The organism is Bradyrhizobium genosp. SA-4 str. CB756, from assembly GCF_000473125.1.
Taxonomy (GTDB): Bacteria; Pseudomonadota; Alphaproteobacteria; order Rhizobiales; family Xanthobacteraceae; genus Bradyrhizobium; species Bradyrhizobium arachidis.
On the sequence record NZ_KI421499.1, the window covers coordinates 4,412,092 to 4,429,112 of the forward strand.

Annotated in this window: 17 protein-coding genes and 1 pseudogene; 10 read left to right on the plus strand and 8 right to left on the minus strand. The window is 63.9% G+C overall.

The features are described from left to right. Positions 1–7: 7 nt before the first annotated feature. From ureE to BRAGE_RS0121695, 4 genes and pseudogenes are all read right to left on the minus strand, one after another. Positions 8–583 (minus strand): annotated as a pseudogene (ureE, locus tag BRAGE_RS49050) (urease accessory protein UreE); the annotation flags it as partial. A gap of 9 nt (positions 584–592) precedes the next feature. Next, entirely contained in the window at positions 593–2,314 is a 1,722-nt protein-coding gene (locus tag BRAGE_RS0121685; RefSeq protein WP_027559078.1) for an urease subunit alpha, read from the minus strand. Between the two features lie 28 nt (positions 2,315–2,342). Next, positions 2,343–2,792 (minus strand): urease subunit beta, encoded by a 450-nt coding sequence (locus BRAGE_RS0121690; protein WP_051378492.1) that lies wholly within the window; start codon positions 2,790–2,792, stop codon positions 2,343–2,345. A gap of 19 nt (positions 2,793–2,811) precedes the next feature. Then, positions 2,812–3,114 carry an urease subunit gamma gene (locus BRAGE_RS0121695; protein WP_027559076.1) on the minus strand — a complete coding sequence of 101 codons (303 nt, stop codon included), beginning with the start codon at positions 3,112–3,114 and terminating at the stop codon, positions 2,812–2,814. Positions 3,115–3,297: 183 nt separating this feature from the next. Here BRAGE_RS0121695 and BRAGE_RS49055 point away from each other — a divergent pair, with 183 nt between their 5' ends. Further along, positions 3,298–4,389 carry a HoxN/HupN/NixA family nickel/cobalt transporter gene (locus tag BRAGE_RS49055; protein WP_035729955.1) on the plus strand — a complete coding sequence of 364 codons (1,092 nt, stop codon included), beginning with the start codon at positions 3,298–3,300 and terminating at the stop codon, positions 4,387–4,389. A gap of 9 nt (positions 4,390–4,398) precedes the next feature. Here BRAGE_RS49055 and BRAGE_RS0121705 read toward each other — a convergent pair whose 3' ends face one another. From BRAGE_RS0121705 to BRAGE_RS0121715, 3 genes are all read right to left on the minus strand, one after another. Next, a complete protein-coding gene (locus BRAGE_RS0121705; protein ID WP_027559074.1) occupies positions 4,399–5,034 on the minus strand; it encodes a response regulator transcription factor in 636 nt (211 codons plus the stop codon). Positions 5,035–5,184: 150 nt separating this feature from the next. After that, positions 5,185–5,814, minus strand: a complete 630-nt coding sequence (locus BRAGE_RS0121710) for a response regulator (protein WP_027559073.1) — start codon at positions 5,812–5,814, stop codon at positions 5,185–5,187. 66 nt (positions 5,815–5,880) lie between these two features. After that, positions 5,881–7,098, minus strand: coding sequence for an ATP-binding protein (locus BRAGE_RS0121715; RefSeq protein WP_027559072.1), 1,218 nt, complete (start codon positions 7,096–7,098; stop codon positions 5,881–5,883). Between the two features lie 444 nt (positions 7,099–7,542). Here BRAGE_RS0121715 and BRAGE_RS0121720 point away from each other — a divergent pair, with 444 nt between their 5' ends. Then, the gene (locus BRAGE_RS0121720; RefSeq protein ID WP_027559071.1) at positions 7,543–8,046 is read left to right on the plus strand and encodes a DUF1269 domain-containing protein; all 504 of its coding nucleotides are present in this window, start codon (positions 7,543–7,545) and stop codon (positions 8,044–8,046) included. An 18-nt stretch (positions 8,047–8,064) separates the two neighbouring features. Here BRAGE_RS0121720 and BRAGE_RS0121725 read toward each other — a convergent pair whose 3' ends face one another. Continuing rightward, positions 8,065–8,775: a Bax inhibitor-1/YccA family protein gene (locus tag BRAGE_RS0121725; protein ID WP_027559070.1), complete on the minus strand. Its 711-nt coding sequence runs from the start codon at positions 8,773–8,775 to the stop codon at positions 8,065–8,067. A 249-nt stretch (positions 8,776–9,024) separates the two neighbouring features. Between BRAGE_RS0121725 and BRAGE_RS57920 the strand changes: the two genes are divergently transcribed. From BRAGE_RS57920 to BRAGE_RS0121765, 8 genes are all read left to right on the plus strand, one after another. Continuing rightward, positions 9,025–9,216, plus strand: coding sequence for a DUF6894 family protein (locus BRAGE_RS57920; protein WP_084334272.1), 192 nt, complete (start codon positions 9,025–9,027; stop codon positions 9,214–9,216). A 189-nt stretch (positions 9,217–9,405) separates the two neighbouring features. Beyond that, positions 9,406–9,642 (plus strand): hypothetical protein, encoded by a 237-nt coding sequence (locus BRAGE_RS0121735; RefSeq protein WP_027559068.1) that lies wholly within the window; start codon positions 9,406–9,408, stop codon positions 9,640–9,642. Positions 9,643–9,711: 69 nt separating this feature from the next. Further along, a complete protein-coding gene (locus tag BRAGE_RS0121740; protein ID WP_027559067.1) occupies positions 9,712–10,836 on the plus strand; it encodes an AI-2E family transporter in 1,125 nt (374 codons plus the stop codon). After that, positions 10,833–11,432, plus strand: coding sequence for a hypothetical protein (locus BRAGE_RS0121745; protein WP_027559066.1), 600 nt, complete (start codon positions 10,833–10,835; stop codon positions 11,430–11,432). Before BRAGE_RS0121740 ends, BRAGE_RS0121745 begins: the two co-directional genes overlap by 4 nt. Further along, the gene (locus BRAGE_RS0121750; protein ID WP_027559065.1) at positions 11,433–11,918 is read left to right on the plus strand and encodes a DUF992 domain-containing protein; all 486 of its coding nucleotides are present in this window, start codon (positions 11,433–11,435) and stop codon (positions 11,916–11,918) included. An 81-nt stretch (positions 11,919–11,999) separates the two neighbouring features. Next, a complete protein-coding gene (locus BRAGE_RS0121755) occupies positions 12,000–13,070 on the plus strand; it encodes an HlyD family secretion protein (protein ID WP_027559064.1) in 1,071 nt (356 codons plus the stop codon). Continuing rightward, positions 13,067–15,817, plus strand: coding sequence for a ribosome-associated ATPase/putative transporter RbbA (gene rbbA, locus BRAGE_RS0121760; RefSeq protein ID WP_027559063.1), 2,751 nt, complete (start codon positions 13,067–13,069; stop codon positions 15,815–15,817). The genes BRAGE_RS0121755 and rbbA overlap by 4 nt, the downstream gene beginning before the upstream one ends. Then, positions 15,818–16,930 (plus strand): ABC transporter permease, encoded by a 1,113-nt coding sequence (locus tag BRAGE_RS0121765; protein WP_027559062.1) that lies wholly within the window; start codon positions 15,818–15,820, stop codon positions 16,928–16,930. Positions 16,931–17,021 lie beyond the last annotated feature (91 nt).

Below are 17,021 nucleotides of genomic sequence, written 5' to 3' on the forward strand. Positions count from 1 at the left end.
CCGCCTCTGCCGCGTCGTGGACGTGGCTCTCGTGCGCGTGAGAATGCACCGGCCCTTCGGCGCCGCCGAACAGCCGGCGGGATTCATGCGGGGCGAGGTAAGGAACGACCTCGCGTCCGGAGACGAATTCGAAGCGGATGCCCTCAAAGCGGTGCGTCTTCATGACCGAGGCCATCACCTTGCGATCGACGGTCAGCGGGACATAGACGCAGGTGCCCTTGACCAGGGCCGGCCAGTGCTGGTTGCCCATGGCGTGGCCGAGCTCGACGCATGTCCGCATTGCGAGGTCGGGCGCCTCGGTCGTCAGCTCGTCCAGATGCACAACCATGACGTCCCGCAGCTCGATCCGCGCCACCAGCGCCGCCCGCGTCTGCTCATTCCAGAGCAGGATGTCCCCGTCGCAAAGATGCGTGTGGCGATCGAGAGAGACTGCCACCTGCGCGCCCTTGGCCGTGGTCTTCCGGAAGCGGCTCTTCTGCGCCTCCCACTGGTCGATCTCGACCAGATCTATCTCGGCGTCCGACAGCCGTCCGGCCCATACCGGATCGACGGAATTGCCCAGGACGCTCTCAATCATGATCATGGCCGATCCTCAGCTGAAGAAATATTTCTGGTTCAACGACACCGTCGTCAGTGGCGGAACGGTGGCGTGCTTGCCGTCCACGGTCACGGCGAAGGTCTCCGGACTGACCTCGATCTTCGGCGTGCCGGTATTGCGAACCATGTTCTGCTTTCCGATCTTGCGCACGTTCCTCACCGGCATCACCTGGCGGCGCAGGCCAAGCCGTTCCTTGACGCCGGCGGCATGCGCGGCGCCGGAGACGAAGGTGATGCAATTGGCGGCCAGCGCATCCCCGTAGGCGCCGAACATCGGCCGGTAATAGGTCGGTTGCGGCGTCGGCAGCGAGGCGTTCGGATCGCCCATCACCGCCCAACTGATGAAGCCGTTCTTAATCACGATCTTCGGCTTGGCGCCGAAGAATGCCGGCTCCCACAGCACGAGATCGGCGATCTTGCCGACCTCGACCGAGCCGAGCACGTCGGCGATGCCATGCGCGATAGCGGGATTGATCGTGATCTTCGCGACGTAGCGCAGCACCCGGAAATTATCGTTGCCAGGTGCGTCCTCCGGCAGCTTGCCGCGTCCCGTCTTCATCGCATCGGCGGTCTGGATGCAGCGGAGCCAGCATTCCCCGATCCGCCCCATCGCCTGCGAGTCGCTCGAGAACATCGAGATGACGCCGAGGTCCTGAAGGACGTTCTCCGCGGCGATGGTTTCGGCGCGGATCCGGCTCTCGGTGAATGCGACATCCGAGGGAATATCGGGGCTGAGATGGTGACACACCATGATCATGTCGTAGAGCTCCGCCTGCGAATTGATGCCGTAGGGGAGCGTGGGGTTGGTCGACGACGGCAGGACGTTGGGGAGCCCGGCGATCTTGATGATGTCGGGCGCGTGGCCGCCGCCGGATCCTTCGGTATGGAACGAATGGACCGTTCGTCCTTCGAACGCCGCAATCGAATCGTCGATGAAGCCGGACTCGTTCAGCGTGTCGGTATGGATGCAGACCTGGGTATCGGTCTCATCAGCGACCGTGAGCGCGGAGCGAAGCACAGCCGGCGTGGTGCCCCAGTCTTCGTGGCATTTCACGCCGACCGCCCCCGCCTCGATCTGTTCGACCAAGGCGGCTTTGCCGTGGCCGTGTCCTTTGCCGAGAATGCCGACGTTGAGCGGCCAGTTTTCGAACGCGCGCAGCATCATGCTGATGTTGCCGGGGCCCGACGTGACCGTTGTCGCGTTGGATCCGTCCGAAGGACCGGTCCCGCCGCCGATCAAAGTGGTCGTGCCATTTGAGAGCGCAGCCTCGGCCTGCTGCGGCGAGATGAAATGGATGTGCGTGTCGATCCCGGCAGCCGTTAGGATGAGATGTGAGCCCGAGATGGCGTCCGTCGCCAGGCCCAGCTCCAGGCCGGGCGTGATGCGATCCATTGTCTGCGGATTGCCGGACTTTCCGATCGCACAGATGCGCCCATCCTTGATGCCGACATCGGCCTTCACGATGCCCAGCATCGCGTCGATGACGGTCACGTTGGTGATCACGAGGTCGGGTGCGCCGCCCGCCCGCGTCACCTGATTGTCCATTCCCATGCCTTCGCGCATGCTCTTGCCGCCGCCGAAGACGATTTCGTCGCCGTAGCCGCCGCGCAGGTCGCGCTCGATTTCAACGAACAGACCGGTATCGCCCAAGCGGATCCGGTCGCCTGTCGTCGGCCCGAACAGGCCGACATATTCCTGCCGGGAGATGGTCGCCATCACGGCCCTCGTTCAAGAAATGGACGCGTCACGCCTTGGTCTGCGAGGAACGAAAGCCCCGTTCCGCCGCCAGCGCCACCGCCCTGGATTTCATCTTGGCGGCGTTCTTGTCGGCGGTCGGACCATCGACAAGATTATTGAAGCCATAGACGGCGCGCTTGCCGCCATAGGGAACGAGCTGAACCTCGCGCTCGTCGCCGGGCTCGAACCGCGTTGCGGTCGAGGACGGGATGTTCAGATGCAGGCCGAACGCCGCGGCGCGATCGAATTCCAGCGCGGGATTGACCTCGAAGAAGTGGAAGTGCGAGCCGACCTGAATGGGGCGGTCTCCGGCATTGCGCACCTTGAGCGCGGTCACCGGCCGATCGGCATCGAAGGTGATCGCTGCCGGGCTGCACACATAGCCACCGACCGGTACGCTCGACGTGGCCGGATCGACATCGGCGGCAATCTTGGGGCCTAGTTTTGGTCCGGCCATGTCGACCTCCTCCAAACGTTTACTGGATCGGCGTATGTACCGTGACCAGGCGGCTGCCATCGCTGAACACGGCCTCGACCTGCACCATCGGAATGAGATCGGCAACGCCATCCATGACGTCGGCCTTGGTGAGAACGGTGCGCGCCTCGTTGGTGACGTCCTCGATCGTCTTGCCCGCGCGTGCGCCATCGAGGGCCGCCGCTGAAATCACGGCGACCGCTTCCGGATAGTTGAGCTTGAGGCCTTTGGCCCGTCGTTTCAGCGCCACGTCGGCCAACATGTGGACGAGCAGCTTGTCGAACTCTCGCGGGGTTAGCTGCATGGGATTCTCCCGGAGCCCGGCTCCCAAGGACCGCAGCCACGTTGGAACAAGTCTCCGGCAAGAATCATCCGGTGTTCTACTCAGTCGGAGATCGGGAAATACCAATGAGCCGGCGTCGTCATGCTGGGCTCTTGCCTTCGTCAGTATGATGGACTTTGATGAAGCTCACACCGAGGTGCGGCCATGGGCCAAGCGACGTACCAGGCGACGAAGCGGTCTTTGCGAGGTATCGAGCTCGGCACCGCCCTGCTGTTCGGCGGGCTCATCTTCGCCAATGCCGCGGCGTGGCTCTGGGCATTCGCGCTGTTCGCCGACCGTCCAGTGGTCATGGCGACCGCCCTGCTCGCCTGGGTGTTCGGCCTGCGTCACGCCGTCGATGCCGATCATATCGCCGCGATCGACAACGCGGTGCGCAAGTTGATCCAGGCAGGCGGTGCGCCGAAATGCGCCGGACTTTATTTCGCGCTCGGGCACTCCAGCGTGGTCGTGGCGGCGACCATGCTGCTGTCGGAAACCGCAATCGGATTTTGGGGTGATGACAGCCCGGGCAGGCGCATCGGCGGCCTGATCGGCACTTCGGTTTCGGCCGCGTTCCTGCTGCTGATCGCGCTGATCAATCTTGCCATCTTCATCGGCCTGTGGCGCACCTTCCGATCTGCAACCCGGAAGGCAAGCCACCATATGGAACATCTCGACGCTGCTCCCGGTGTGGGCGTATTTGCGCGCCTGCTCAGCCCGGCGTTCCGTATCGTGACGAAGACCTGGCACATGTATCCGCTCGGCTTCCTGTTCGGGCTCGGCTTCGATACGGCAACCGCCATCGGCCTGATGAGCATCTCGGCAGCGGAGGCGGTTCGCGGCGGGTCAGCCGGGAGCGTCCTGGTGTTTCCGGCATTGTTTGCCGCCGGCATGGCACTGGTCGACACCGCCGACAGTGTGTTGATGGTGAACGCCTATCGCTGGGCTTTCGTCGATCCGTTGCGCAAGCTCTGGTATAACCTCACGATCACGGGGGCGTCGGTCGTCATCGCGCTCTTCATCGGCGGGGTGGAGGCGCTCGGCCTGCTTGGCAGGCAGTTCGAGCTGTCAGGCCATTTGTGGTCGGCCATTGCCGGCCTCAACGAGAGCCTTGCCGATCTCGGCTTCGTGGTGATCGGCTTGTTCGGGTTTGCCTGGCTCGTATCCGTCGCGCTGTATCGCGCATTCGTTGCAGATCGCGGGCCTCACCGGAATACGGGACGTCTCGCCTGTGCCGAGGCGCGCGACGTGGCGTAACAGCGGTCTTCAGGGCGCGACCAGCTTCTTGCGAATGGCGTAGCGGACCAGCTCGGCGGTGGAGGACATCCTGAGCTTGCGCATAGCCGAGGCGCGGTGGGTCTCGACCGTCTTCACACTCAGCTTCAGGATCGTGCTAATCGACTTGTTGGTATGCCCTTCCGCGATCAGCTGGACCACGCTCTGCTCGCGCGAGGTCAGCAACATGTCGGCCCGGTTCTGCTTGTTCACCTGGTAATCGTGAAGCAGCTTCTCCAGCAGGATGCTGGTGAAGTAGGGCCTGCCGTCGAGCAGGGCCTCGATCGCGAAGATCAGGTGCTTGCGGGCGTCCGACTTGAACAGGAAGCCGCGCACCCCCGCCAGGATGGCCTCGGTCAAGAGCTCCTCGCTCTCGTGCATCGTCAGGATCAGGACTTCGGCCCGGAGATGGAGCGCCTTGAGGCGGCGACTGACCTCCAGGCCGTTCATGATCGGCATGGAATAGTCCACGATCAGGATATCCGGCCTGGTTTCGAGCGTCAGCGCAACCGCTTGCTCGCCGTTGGTCGCTTCTCCGCTCACGATCCAGTTGGAATGCGTTTCGACGATCGCGCGCAAACCGGATCGCACGACTTCATGATCGTCCGCAATCAAGATGCGTTTCACGGCATCGTTCCCGTTTTCCCCGCTTTGCCCGCGAGGCCGTCAACGACGCTGGCGATCATATGGGCCGCGGCTGCGGGCGTTATCCAGCAAAACCCTGAGATCTCTCGGCGGAGGTCCTGACCTCCGGAACGCCGCGTCGGTGTTCCCGCCTCAAGCCTCGACAAGTCCGGCCCGGACGGCGTAGCGAACCAGCCCTGCCGTCGAGTTCACCTCGAGCTTACGCATCGCGGCCGCCCGGTGGGCCTCGGTCGTTTTGACCCTGAGGTTGAGGATCGCGCTGATTCCCTTGTTGCTGTAGCCCTCGGCAACCAGCTTGACCACCAGTTGCTCCCGCGCCGTGAGATCGTCGTGGCGCTTGCCATCGCCCACAGGCCCGCGATCGAGTTCCGTCGAGCAGCTTCTGTTGCAGAACGGCCTGTGCAGCAGCAGCGATTCGACTGCGGCAAGCAGCAGCTTGTTGGCATCGGACTTCACCAGGAATGCGCGCGCCCCGGCCTCGAACGCCTGCTGCGCCAGCAGGCCAGAATTGTGCACGGTGAAGATCAGCACCTCGGTCTGCAGCGGATAATCCCTGATCCGCCGCGCCACCTCGACGCCGGTCATGCGCGGCATGGAGAAGTCGACGATGGCGACATGGGGCCGGCTCTCGATCGCGGCGGCCACCGCCTTGCCGCCATCGTTCACCTCAGCCACTACCTCCCAATCCGCCCGTTGCTCGATCACCGCCCGTAATCCCGACCGTACCGCCTCATGATCGTCGGCAATGAGAATTCGCTTCATGGCAGAGCGCTCCAGTATCCGTTCACAGCGTTTCGGTCCGGACCCTGGACCTGGCACCGCGGGGGGCTAGTGTTCTCTCTTTGACCGTCTGCCTGCGCGGGCCCGCGTCGTTGTCGTGTCTCTTCGCCGATTGTCTCGCATTGCCGCCAGGGCATACGGAAACGCTGCGTACAAGACCGTGCCGGATTGCGGCGCTGCCCGATTGGGATGGATGTCGAGCGTGCCGCCAATCTCGTGCAGCCGTGCTCGCATCGCCGGAATTCCGACCCCGATCGATGCTGTCCTGGTGCCGCGCCGGCCGGGCTCTACCGGGAGGCCGCGTCCGTTGTCGCGGACCGTCAAGTGGAACCAATCATTGGTCGCGTCGATGACAATCGCCACCTCCGTCGCCTTCGCGTGACGGAAAACGTTGGTCAGGGCCTCCTGGACGACGCGCAGCAACGAGCGCTTGGTTTCGTAGAGCAACCGATCGACCTCCGGCACGATGTCGACCGTCACCCGCAACGACGTGCGCGCCGCAAATCCTTCCGCGTATCGTTCAATGGTGGCCTTCAGGCCCTCTCCCGCCAGATTCCGGGGATGCAGCAGATAGGCAAAGGCGCGGATCTCGCGGAGAGCTTCGTCAATCGACGTATCGATGTCGTCGCAAAGCTGCCCTGCCGAGGCCGTCTCGCCGAGATGGCTCCGGACCCGCATCAAGCCAAGGCTGGCGGCAATCAAATGCTGACAGGTCGAATCGTGGAGGTCTGACGCGATCCGTTGCTGGATGCCTTCCTGGATGGACAACAGGCCGACGTCCATGGCGAGGCCGTCGTCGCGTTCGATGACGCTCTCGCGGGGGCCGTTGCGTATGGAACGATGGCTGCCGATCAGTCCGACCACGCCGCCGACCGATGGATCGACGACCGGCACCACGGTCGTTTCGATGTTCCGGGGCGAGCCGCCGAGCGCGAGACGCTGCCGGATCCGTATCTCGGCACCTTCGGCGAGACACGCCCGAAGCGTCTCGCAGACGGCTCTGGCATCGTCTCCGCTCATGCAATCGAAGACATCCATGTCGCGGACGTCCTTTGACGAGAGGCCGAGATGAGATTCGAACTCGGGATTGATCGCCTCATAGGCGAACCGCCCCTCAAAGATCGGGCGAACGACGAAGAGAAGATCCCTCGAAAACTTCCAATGGAGCGCCTCGATCGAATCGTCCGAACCTATTCGCGGCCAGCTCCCGAGGCTGGTACGATGCAACTCTGTGGGGGGACGGCCATGTAGTTTCACGGTACGCACTCACTCTATTCAGGCGCCTTTTCGGCACCGAAAGCAGTCGTGGGCCCCCGCCCGCCAAACATCCACAATCCGGCTCCGGAAGGTCCGCCGCCCTGGAGCCAACCGACTATACACCCCGAACAGCGCTCACACCATCAAGTAGCATTGCAATGGGAATAAAATCTCGAATTCGTGACGCCCGCTCTGCAACGCACGAATATGCAACTTGTGCCACGTCGATCGTAGGCGGCGCCGCGGGTCCGGTCAGGAACGAGTAAATAGCAGCATATGCGGATTTTTCGAACCGAGGTTCCGCGTGCGAAATTCGCGCCGAGTGCGAGCTTGCCCATCGGGACATTCATCCACGGTGTCGAGGGTTTCGTCCGATCCCGAAAGCGACGCTTGCGCGATAAGGTCGGGCGGGCTGTTCCGGTGCCTGTCTTTCGACCTAACGGGAGGTCTCCCATGTCGGATCTTGTCGCGATCGTGTATCCGTCCGAAGCGAAAGCCGAGGAAGTGCGTCAGCGACTGCTGAAGCTGCAAAAGGAATATCTGATCACCATCAGCGACGCCGTGATCGCGGTGAAGACGGATTCGGGCGGCATCAAGCTCAATCAGCTCGTCAACACGACCGCCATGGGCGCGATGACGGGAAGCTTCTGGGGTCTGCTCATCGGCGTGCTCTTCCTCAATCCGATCCTCGGTGTCGCGGTAGGCGCGGCTTCGGGCGCGCTTGGCGGCGCGCTTTCCGACTTCGGCATCGACGATGCCTTCATGAAGAGCCTGTCCGCCAACCTTAAGTCCGGCAACGCGGCCCTGTTCGTGCTGATCAAGCACATGACCGCGGACAAGGTGATCAAGGAGATCAAGGACGCCGGCGGCGTCGTGCTCAAGACCTCGCTCGACGAGACCAAGGAAAAGATCCTGCGCGATGCCCTCGAGAGCGCCGTGGAGCGGCCGGCGGCCTGAGCCGCCGCCCTGCTCGTCTCAGCGCCTTCCGCCGGCAAGGCGCAGCAGCATCAGGAACAGGTTCAGGAAATTGAGGTAGAGCGACAGCGCTCCGATGACGGACTTGCGCCCCGCGGAGGTATGGTCATCGGCGCTGTCGTACATCGCCTTGATCCGCTGCGTATCGTAGGCCGTGAGGCCGGCAAACACGCCGACGCCCACGATCGAGATCAGCCAATCGAGCGTGCTCGACGACAGAAACAGGTTGACCAGGCTCGCAATGATGATTCCGATCAGCCCCATGAACAGGAAGGTGCCGAGGCCGGAGAGATCGCGCCGCGTCGTGTAGCCGAACATGCTGAGCGCGCCGAAACTCGCCGCCGCGACGAAAAACACGCGGGCGATCGACGAGCTGGTATACATGTGCAGCAAGATCGAGAGCGAAATACCGATCAGGGCTGCATAGATGAAGAACAGCAGCCGCGCCGTCGACACCGACAGCGTATTGATGCGCGAGCCGATGAAGAACACCAATGCGAGCGGCGCCAGGATGAACAGCCACATCAACGGGCTCTGGAGCAGCGCGGGACCGGTAATCTCGTAGGTCAGCCAGGCGACGAGCGCGGTCAAGCCGACGCCGCCGGCCATATAGCCGTAAATCCGCAGCATATAGTCGTGCAATCCGGCGTCCACCGCGCTCGCACTGCCGCTCGCCTGCGGATTGGTCAGGTTCTGGTCGAAATTGGACATGGTTGGCCTCCTCTGGATCTCACAGAGGACAGCGACGCTAACGTTCGTACCGGCGGAGCGACATCGGCCAATCACCCTATTGGTGCTGGCGGTAACCACCCGCGCGCGCTGCAACCGGCGAAGGGCCAAGCAGCCACCGCCACGCTCACGTTACCGATCCGCAAGGCCATGGCGCCTAAGCCTTTCGGCGTAGGCGCCTTACGCCTTTGTCACTTGGAAGCCAGCGCCCCGTCTGCCCTAGTCCGGGGCATGCGCTTCTTCTTTCACATCGCCGACAAATACGGTGTCTGTCCCGATGGCATCGGACACGACTGCATCGATCAGGATGCGGCCGTCCGGCATGCCCGGCATTTTGCCACCGAACTCGCCAGGGCCGGCGAGTTCTTCCGCGGCAGCGTCGTGCTCGTTGCCGGGCGGCCAGCCCCAGCTTCCTGTTCGTGAGCGCCAGGGCAGCGCCTCTTTAGCCGCGGCGCTTTTACGGAGTTGCGCGTCCATCGCGCCGGCCGATTTCCTGCCCTCGCCGCCTACAGAGAATCCCCGATGTGCGCACACCACGCGCACTTCTAAGATTGCCTGCCCTCGGAGCCGTCTCGATCCGAGCCGTGGTCCCCTGAGCGCATGGAGGCGGGCATGAACATTCACGCCATTGGTCGCGGCCTGGTTCTGGCCGGATTGGTGGCCCTTGCCCTGCCATCCCTCTCGATCGCGCAACCGAAGGACACCGGCGCGGCGGCACCAGCGCAGACAGGTGCGGCTGCGCCGAAGGAGGCAGTCCCCAACACCAACACCAACCCGGTCAAGCACCGCTACTGGCGTCATCGCGGCGGCCGGCACCCGCATTATGGCAGCCGTCGCGTTCGTACCTGAGGCCACTGCGGAGGCGCCCCACGGCCGGCAGCGGCATTGCGCCGGAGATGCCTGGCGATGGATCGAGCGATGAGCGATTCCAGGATGGGACCAGATCGATTCCGCGAGGTCGTGCTGACCGCTGCCGAACGGCCGGACAGCGCCGAGCCGCCAAGAAGCATGCTCGCCGTCGGCCTCTCCCTGCTCGCCACGGGCGTCGCCCTGTTCCTGATATGGCAGACGGTCTCCAGCCTGCTCATCGTCTTCGCCGGCGTGCTGTTCGCGGCCTTGCTCGACGCCGCGGCGCGAGCGCTGGCTTCGATCGTTCCGATCAGCCGCGCCTGGCGCCTGACGCTCGTGCTTCTGCTGCTATCCGCGCTATCAGGCTTTGGAATGGCCTGGGGCGCGGGCAAGTTGCCGGAACAGACGCGCCTGCTGCTCAAAGTCATGGATGCCCAGGTCGACGTGCTCCAGGAGCACTTGCTGTCATATGGCGTGGACCTGCTCGGCCCGGAATGGGGCCGCGACTTCGCTCAATGGCTGTTCGCCGATCAGGGCCGGTTCTTCAGCCACGCCCAGTTTCTGCTCGGCGGAGCATCGAGCTTCCTCTCCGCGGTGCTCGTGATCCTGTTCCTCGGCATCCTTTTCGCCTTCGATCCCACCGGCCATCGCGAAAGCGTGGTCATGCTGGTCAAGCACTCATACCGCGCCCGTGCGCGCGCCGTGATGGATGAGATGGGCGGCATCATGCGGCTGTGGTTCGTCGGCCAACTGGTTCGCATCGTCCTGATGACGTTGTGCGTCTGGATCGCGCTCTATCTCATTGGGCTGCCCGGTCCCTTCGTGCTGGGGCTTCAGGCAGGCCTGTCGAACTTCATTCCCTATCTCGGGCCGATCGTTGCCGCGATCCCGATCGCGCTTGTGGCAATGCCGCTCGGCGCATCGCTGCTGATCTGGGCCGTCGTGATCTACACCATCATCCAGTCGATCGAGGGCTATGTGATCGGCCCGCTGATCCAGCGCCAGGCGGTCGAAATCCCGCCGGCCTGGACGTTGGTCGCGATCGTCCTCCTCGGCTCCCTGTTCGGTGTCCTCGGCATCGCGCTCGCGATGCCTCTCGTCGCCATCGGCCGGGTCGCTATCATCAGGTTCTATGTCGAGGACTATCTTGGCGACGATCCGAGGCCGGCAACGATTGCGAGCGATCAGTCATGAGCGGAATTGACGCGCAGCAAAGCGATCTCCACGAGACCGCCCCGACGCGATCGGGGACGGCTCAATTCATGTGGCAGCAGCTACCTTATCTGGTTGCGCTGCTGCTCGCCATCGCGGGCGTCGCCTATACCAACGTCTCGCACCAGCCTTTGACCGGCTATTGGGAATTCCTGGCGCTCGCCATCGGCGTCGTCTGCGTCGTGACCAAATGGCCGGAGGTCGATGGCAGGGACAACCAGCTCCGCCTGATCTGGACACAGGCGCTGCACTGGATCGCCGTCCTGGTCACGATGAACATCATGCTCATTTCCGGCGTCCAGCAATTGCTGCCCACGCCGGCAACCGGCCTCGTCCTGCTGACCTTGCTCGCGCTCGGCACGTTCCTTGCGGGCGTGAGCCTGCTGTCGGTGCAGATCAGCTTTCTTGGCCTTGCGATGGGCGCGGCCGTGCCGGCGATCTCCTGGCTGAAGCAATCCATCTTCTTTTTCCTGCTGGGCGCCGTGCTGCTCATCGGACTCGCCATCTCGTTCTGGGTGCGCCAGGACCGCAGGCCGCCGCACGTCGCCACGCGAACGAGCAACCAGGCGGAGGATTGAATGCACAAATTTCGGCATCTTGCAGCCATCGCTGCGTTGACATGGTCTTGCGGTGTCGCACCACCCGCGCAGGCCGAAGCGTTTCGGGTCGGCAGGCTGTTGTGCTGGTCGACGCCGCGTGTCGGACTGGTGCTCGGATCGGCGCAATCGCTGCGCTGCACGTTCCACAGACGGCACCCGCAGCGGACATATATCTACGAGGGACGGATCAGGCGCGTCGGCCTGGACATCGGCGTAACCAGCGCCGGCACCCTGTCCTGGGTCGTGTTCGCCAGGAACTCGCGGATCGGTCCCGGTACCTTGCGCGGCCAATATGTCGGTGCAAGCGGCAATGTCGCGTTGGGTCCTGGCCTCGGCGCCAACGTCCTCATCGGCGGCTCTCGCCGGAGCGTCATGCTTCAGCCGTTGTCGATCGAACGGTCGATCGGGCTGAACCTTGCCGCCGGCGTGACCAATCTGACGCTTGGACCGCGGGGGCGAGGATGAATCGCGCCCGCGATCCCGCGCAGCATCGACGGAGCGGATGCGACCATTTCCACCCCGTTGCGCGACAAAGCAGCCCGGGTCATGACACCTAATCGAAAACGCTGGCTGATCGCGCTCGTTGCCGTCGCACTCTGCGTCGGCGGCTACTTCGCTTGGCAGGCGCTTGGGGGCGATGGTCTTCCAAGCGGATTCGCCAGTGGCAACGGCCGCATCGAGGCGGTCGAGATCGATATCGCCACCAAGACACCGGGGCGCATTCGCGACATCCTGGTGCGCGAAGGCGATCTGGTCTCGGCGGGACAGGCGCTGGCGCAGATGGATACGGTGCAGCTCGAGGCGCAGGCTCGCCAGGCACAGGCCCAGCTGCGACGTGCCACGATCGGAATCGAGACGGCCAAAAGCCTTGTCACCCAACGTGAGGCCGAGAAGAAAACGGCGACCGCGGTGATCGCGCAGCGCAGCGCGGAGTACGATGCAGCCGACCGGAGGCTCCAGCGCTCCGAACAGCTGATCAGGACCAGTGCCGTGTCCCAGCAGGTGCTCGACGACGACCGGGCGACCGCCAACGGCGCACGCGCAGCCGTCGCGGCGGCGGAGGCCCAGCTTGCAGGCTCGGAAGCCGCCATCGGTGCGGCCGAGGCGCAAGTGGTCGATGCGGAGGCTGCGGTCGAGGCGGCGAAAGCCTCCATCGAGAGCATCAAGGCCGATCTGAACGACTCGACGCTTCGCGCACCACGTGACGGACGCGTCCAGTTCCGCGTGGCCCAGCCCGGCGAGGTTCTCAGCGCCGGTGGACGCGTGCTCAATCTCGTCGATCTCGGCGACGTCTTCATGACCTTCTTCCTGCCGACGGCCCAGGCTGGCCGTGTCGCGATCGGTTCGGAGGTCCGGCTCGTCCTCGACGCCGCGCCGCAATGGGTCATTCCCGCCAGAGCGACGTTCGTCGCCAGCGTCGCTCAATTCACGCCGAAGACGGTCGAAACCGAGGTGGAACGTGAGAAGCTGATGTTCCGGGTCAGGGCGCACATTCCGCCGGATCTGCTGCGGAGGAACATCGAGCAGGTCAAGACCGGGCTTCCCGGCCGCGCCTTCGTTCGCCTTGATCAAAAGGCCGAATGGCCGGCGCAGCTTACGGAAAATCTGGTCAAATGAGCGACGCGCCCGATCCGCCTCCGGTGATACGCCTCGAAGCGGTCGGGCTGTCCTACGGTACGACGCGCGCGCTCGACGGCATCACGCTCGAGATTCCGCCGGCACGCATGGTCGGCCTGATCGGCCCCGACGGCGTCGGCAAGTCGAGCCTGCTGTCGCTCGTCGCAGGAGCGCGCGCGATCCAGCAAGGCCGTGTTCTCGTGCTTGGCGGCGACATGGCCGATGCCGCTCACCGGCGACAGACCTGCCCGCAAATCGCCTACATGCCGCAAGGTCTCGGCAAGAACCTCTACCCGACGCTCTCCGTGTTCGAGAATGTCGACTTCTTCGGGCGTCTGTTCGGTCACGATCGGCACGAGCGCGAGGAGCGAATAGGCCAGCTCCTGCGGGATACCGGCCTTGCGCCGTTCACCGACCGGCCGGCGGGGAAGCTGTCCGGCGGCATGAAGCAGAAGCTTGGCCTGTGCTGCGCGCTGATCCACGACCCAGACCTGCTGATCCTCGATGAGCCGACCACCGGTGTCGATCCACTCTCGCGGCGCCAGTTCTGGGAGCTGATCGAGGGCATTCGGAAAGATCGCCCCGGCATGAGCGTCATCGTCGCCACCGCCTATATGGAGGAAGCGGCGCGGTTCGACTGGCTTGTCGCGATGGACGACGGGCGGGTGCTCGCAACCGGCACGCCGTCCGAGCTGCTGCAACAGACAGATACCGACACTCTCGACGCCGCCTTCATCGCCCTGCTCCCGGAGGAGCAACGTCGGGCCCACAGAGAGGTGGTCATCCCGCCTCGCGCGAGCGACCAGGGCGAGGACATCGCGATCGAAGCCGAGCAGCTCACGGTCAGGTTCGGCGATTTCACTGCGGTCGATCATGTGAGCTTTCGTATCGCCCGCGGCGAGATCTTCGGCTTCCTCGGCTCCAACGGCTGCGGCAAGACCACGACCATGAAGGTGCTCACCGGGCTGCTGCCGGCAAGCGAAGGTGAAGCGCGGCTGTTCGGACACGAGGTCGACCCCAGGGACATGGATGTCCGGCGCCGCGTCGGCTACATGTCGCAGGCCTTCTCGCTCTATAGCGAGCTGACCGTCCGTCAGAACCTGGAGCTGCACGCGCGCCTGTTTCGGCTCGCGCCGGATACGATCGGCAACCGGGTCCGCGAGATGGTCGAGCGCTTCGATCTCGCCGGGGTCATCGACGCCCTGCCCGACGCTCTGCCGCTCGGCGTCCGCCAGCGCCTGTCGCTTGCCGTCGCCATGATCCACGCGCCCGATATCCTGATCCTGGACGAGCCGACCTCCGGCGTCGATCCGATCGCACGCGATGGCTTCTGGCAAATCCTGTCCGATCTCTCGCGGCACGACAATGTCACGATCTTCGTCTCCACCCATTTCATGAACGAGGCGGAACGCTGCGATCGCATCTCGCTGATGCACGCCGGCAAAGTGATGATCAGCGACACGCCGGCGGGAATTGCCGCCCGGCGCGGCGGCGGCAATCTCGAACAGGCCTTCGTGGCCTATCTGGAGGACGCTATCGCGGCAACGAATCCGGCCGGGGCATCGCCGGCGCCGCAAATCACCGGCAAGACTGCCGCGAAGGCGCACGGCGCCTTGCACGTCTTCGATCCGCGCCGCATGTTCGCCTACACCCAGCGCGAGGCGCTCGAGCTCAGGCGCGATCCGATCCGCGCCACGCTTGCGATCCTCGGCAGCCTGATCCTGATGTTCGTGATGGGCTACGGCATCAACATGGACGTCGAGAACCTCTCTTTCGCCGTCATGGACCGCGACGACAGCACGACCAGCCGCGACTACGTGCTCCAGATCGCAGGTTCACGCTATTTCACCGAACTTGCGCCGATCACCGACTATGATGATCTCGATCGCCGCATGCGCAGCGGCGAGCTCAGTCTTGCGATCGAGATTCCGCCCGGATTCGGCCGCGACGTCGCCCGTGGCAGCAACGTCAAGATCGGCGCGTGGGTCGACGGCGCAATGCCGTCTCGTGCCGAGACGGTGCGCGGCTACGTGCAGGCGATGCACACGACCTGGCTGGCGCAGCGCGCCCAGCAGCTCCATGGCAGCGCCGGCACCACCGGCGATTTCCAGATCGAGGTTCGTTTCCTCTACAATCCCGACATCAGGAGCATCGTCGCGATGGCGCCGGCCGTGATCCCGATCCTGCTCCTGATCATTCCGGCCATCCTGGCTACGCTAAGCGTCGTGCGGGAGAAGGAGCTGGGATCGATCATCAACTTCTACGTCACCCCGGTGACGCGGCTGGAATTTCTCATCGGCAAGCAGCTTCCCTATGTGGCGCTCGCGATGCTGAATTTCCTGCTGTTGACCGCCTTCGCCGTGTTCATCTTTCGCGTCCCCTTCACGGGCAGCTTCGCCGCCTTCGCCTCGGCCGCGCTGCTATACGTCATCATCACGACTGCGATGGGCCTCGTGATCTCGTCGTTCATGGCAAGCCAGATTGCCGCGATTTTCGCGACCGCGCTGCTCACCATGATCCCGGCCACGCAATATTCGGGACTGGTCGATCCGGTCTCCTCGCTCCAGGGCGCGGGCGCCCTCGTCGGGCGAATCTATCCGACTGCCCACTTCGTCACCATTACACGCGGCACCTTCTCGAAGGGCCTCGACTTCGGCGATCTGTCCGAACCCTTCGTGGCTCTCGCCGTCACGGTCCCGGTGCTGCTCGCGCTCGGCGCTGTGCTTCTCAAGAAGCAGGCAAACTAGATGCAGATCGGCAATGTCATTCAGCTCGGTATCAAGGAGCTCCGCGGCCTGCTCCGTGATCCCATGATGCTCATACTGATCGTCTATGCCTTCACGATCTCGATCTATACCTCCTCCAGCGCACAACCGGAGACCCTCAACCAGGCCGCGATCGCCATCGTCGACGAGGACAGATCTCCCGCCGCAACGCGCATCATCACGGCCTTCAGCCCGCCCTATTTCACTATTCCCCGGCTGATCCCGCAATCCGAGATGATGGCCCGTATGGATTCGGGGCTCGATACCTTTGCGCTCAACATCCCGCCCAATTTCCAGCGCGACCTTCTGGCGCGGAGATCGCCCGCCGTCCAGCTCAATGTCGACGCAACTCGGATGTCGCAGGCCTTCACCGGAAGCGGCTTCATCCAGTCCATCGTCACCGACGAGGTCAGCGAGTTCCTGTCCCGCTACCGCTCGGCCGCGCCGCTGCCGATCGATCTGGCGCTCCGCGCACGCTTCAATCCCGAGCTCAACAGGACCTGGTTCGGAGCTATCAACAACATCATTTCCTCGGTCACGATGCTGTCGATCATCCTGACCGGCGCGGCCCTGATCCGCGAGCGCGAGCACGGCACGATCGAACATCTCCTGGTCATGCCGGTGACCCCGTTCGAGGTCATGGCGAGCAAGATCTGGTCGATGGGGCTCGTCGTGTTCCTTGCAGCCAGCATATCGCTTGTCTTCATCGTTCAGGGCCTGCTGGCGGTCCGGATCGACGGCTCGATCCCGATGTTCCTGATCGGAACGGCGCTCTATCTCTTTGCGACCACCTGCATGGGCATCTTTCTCGCCACGTCCGCCGGCACGATGCCGCAGTTCGGTCTCCTGCTGATGCTGGTGCTGATGCCGCTTCAGATGCTGTCGGGGGCCACGACCCCGAGGGAGAGCATGCCCGAGATCATCCAGGACATCATGCTCGCTGCGCCGAACACCCATTTCGTGATCCTTGCCCAGGCCATCCTGTTTCGCGGCGCCGGTCTGACCGTGGTGTGGCCGCAATTCGCCGCGCTGCTGGCAATCGGCGGAGTATTGTTCGTCCTGTCCCTTCGTCGCTTCAGGCAATTCCTGCAATGAGGCCGGATGGCGCTGCCGTCTCCGAAGGTCAGCACATTCCCGGCTCATGGCTCAGGGTTTCGTCGGATGTCGACGGCGCGGGTTCACCACT

Excerpts from the sequence above, each read along its gene's own strand:
- BRAGE_RS0121685 (WP_027559078.1), bottom strand. The coding sequence starts at position 2,314 with ATGGCGACCATCTCCCGGCAGGAATATGTCGGCCTGTTCGGGCCGACG.
- BRAGE_RS0121690 (WP_051378492.1), bottom strand. The coding sequence starts at position 2,792 with ATGGCCGGACCAAAACTAGGCCCCAAGATTGCCGCCGATGTCGATCCG.
- BRAGE_RS0121695 (WP_027559076.1), bottom strand. The coding sequence starts at position 3,114 with ATGCAGCTAACCCCGCGAGAGTTCGACAAGCTGCTCGTCCACATGTTG.
- BRAGE_RS49055 (WP_035729955.1), top strand. The coding sequence starts at position 3,298 with ATGGGCCAAGCGACGTACCAGGCGACGAAGCGGTCTTTGCGAGGTATC.
- BRAGE_RS0121710 (WP_027559073.1), bottom strand. The coding sequence starts at position 5,814 with ATGAAGCGAATTCTCATTGCCGACGATCATGAGGCGGTACGGTCGGGA.
- BRAGE_RS0121720 (WP_027559071.1), top strand. The coding sequence starts at position 7,543 with ATGTCGGATCTTGTCGCGATCGTGTATCCGTCCGAAGCGAAAGCCGAG.
- BRAGE_RS0121725 (WP_027559070.1), bottom strand. The coding sequence starts at position 8,775 with ATGTCCAATTTCGACCAGAACCTGACCAATCCGCAGGCGAGCGGCAGT.
- BRAGE_RS57920 (WP_084334272.1), top strand. The coding sequence starts at position 9,025 with ATGCGCTTCTTCTTTCACATCGCCGACAAATACGGTGTCTGTCCCGAT.
- BRAGE_RS0121735 (WP_027559068.1), top strand. The coding sequence starts at position 9,406 with ATGAACATTCACGCCATTGGTCGCGGCCTGGTTCTGGCCGGATTGGTG.
- BRAGE_RS0121740 (WP_027559067.1), top strand. The coding sequence starts at position 9,712 with ATGAGCGATTCCAGGATGGGACCAGATCGATTCCGCGAGGTCGTGCTG.
- BRAGE_RS0121745 (WP_027559066.1), top strand. The coding sequence starts at position 10,833 with ATGAGCGGAATTGACGCGCAGCAAAGCGATCTCCACGAGACCGCCCCG.
- BRAGE_RS0121750 (WP_027559065.1), top strand. The coding sequence starts at position 11,433 with ATGCACAAATTTCGGCATCTTGCAGCCATCGCTGCGTTGACATGGTCT.
- BRAGE_RS0121755 (WP_027559064.1), top strand. The coding sequence starts at position 12,000 with ATGACACCTAATCGAAAACGCTGGCTGATCGCGCTCGTTGCCGTCGCA.
- rbbA (WP_027559063.1), top strand. The coding sequence starts at position 13,067 with ATGAGCGACGCGCCCGATCCGCCTCCGGTGATACGCCTCGAAGCGGTC.
- BRAGE_RS0121765 (WP_027559062.1), top strand. The coding sequence starts at position 15,818 with ATGCAGATCGGCAATGTCATTCAGCTCGGTATCAAGGAGCTCCGCGGC.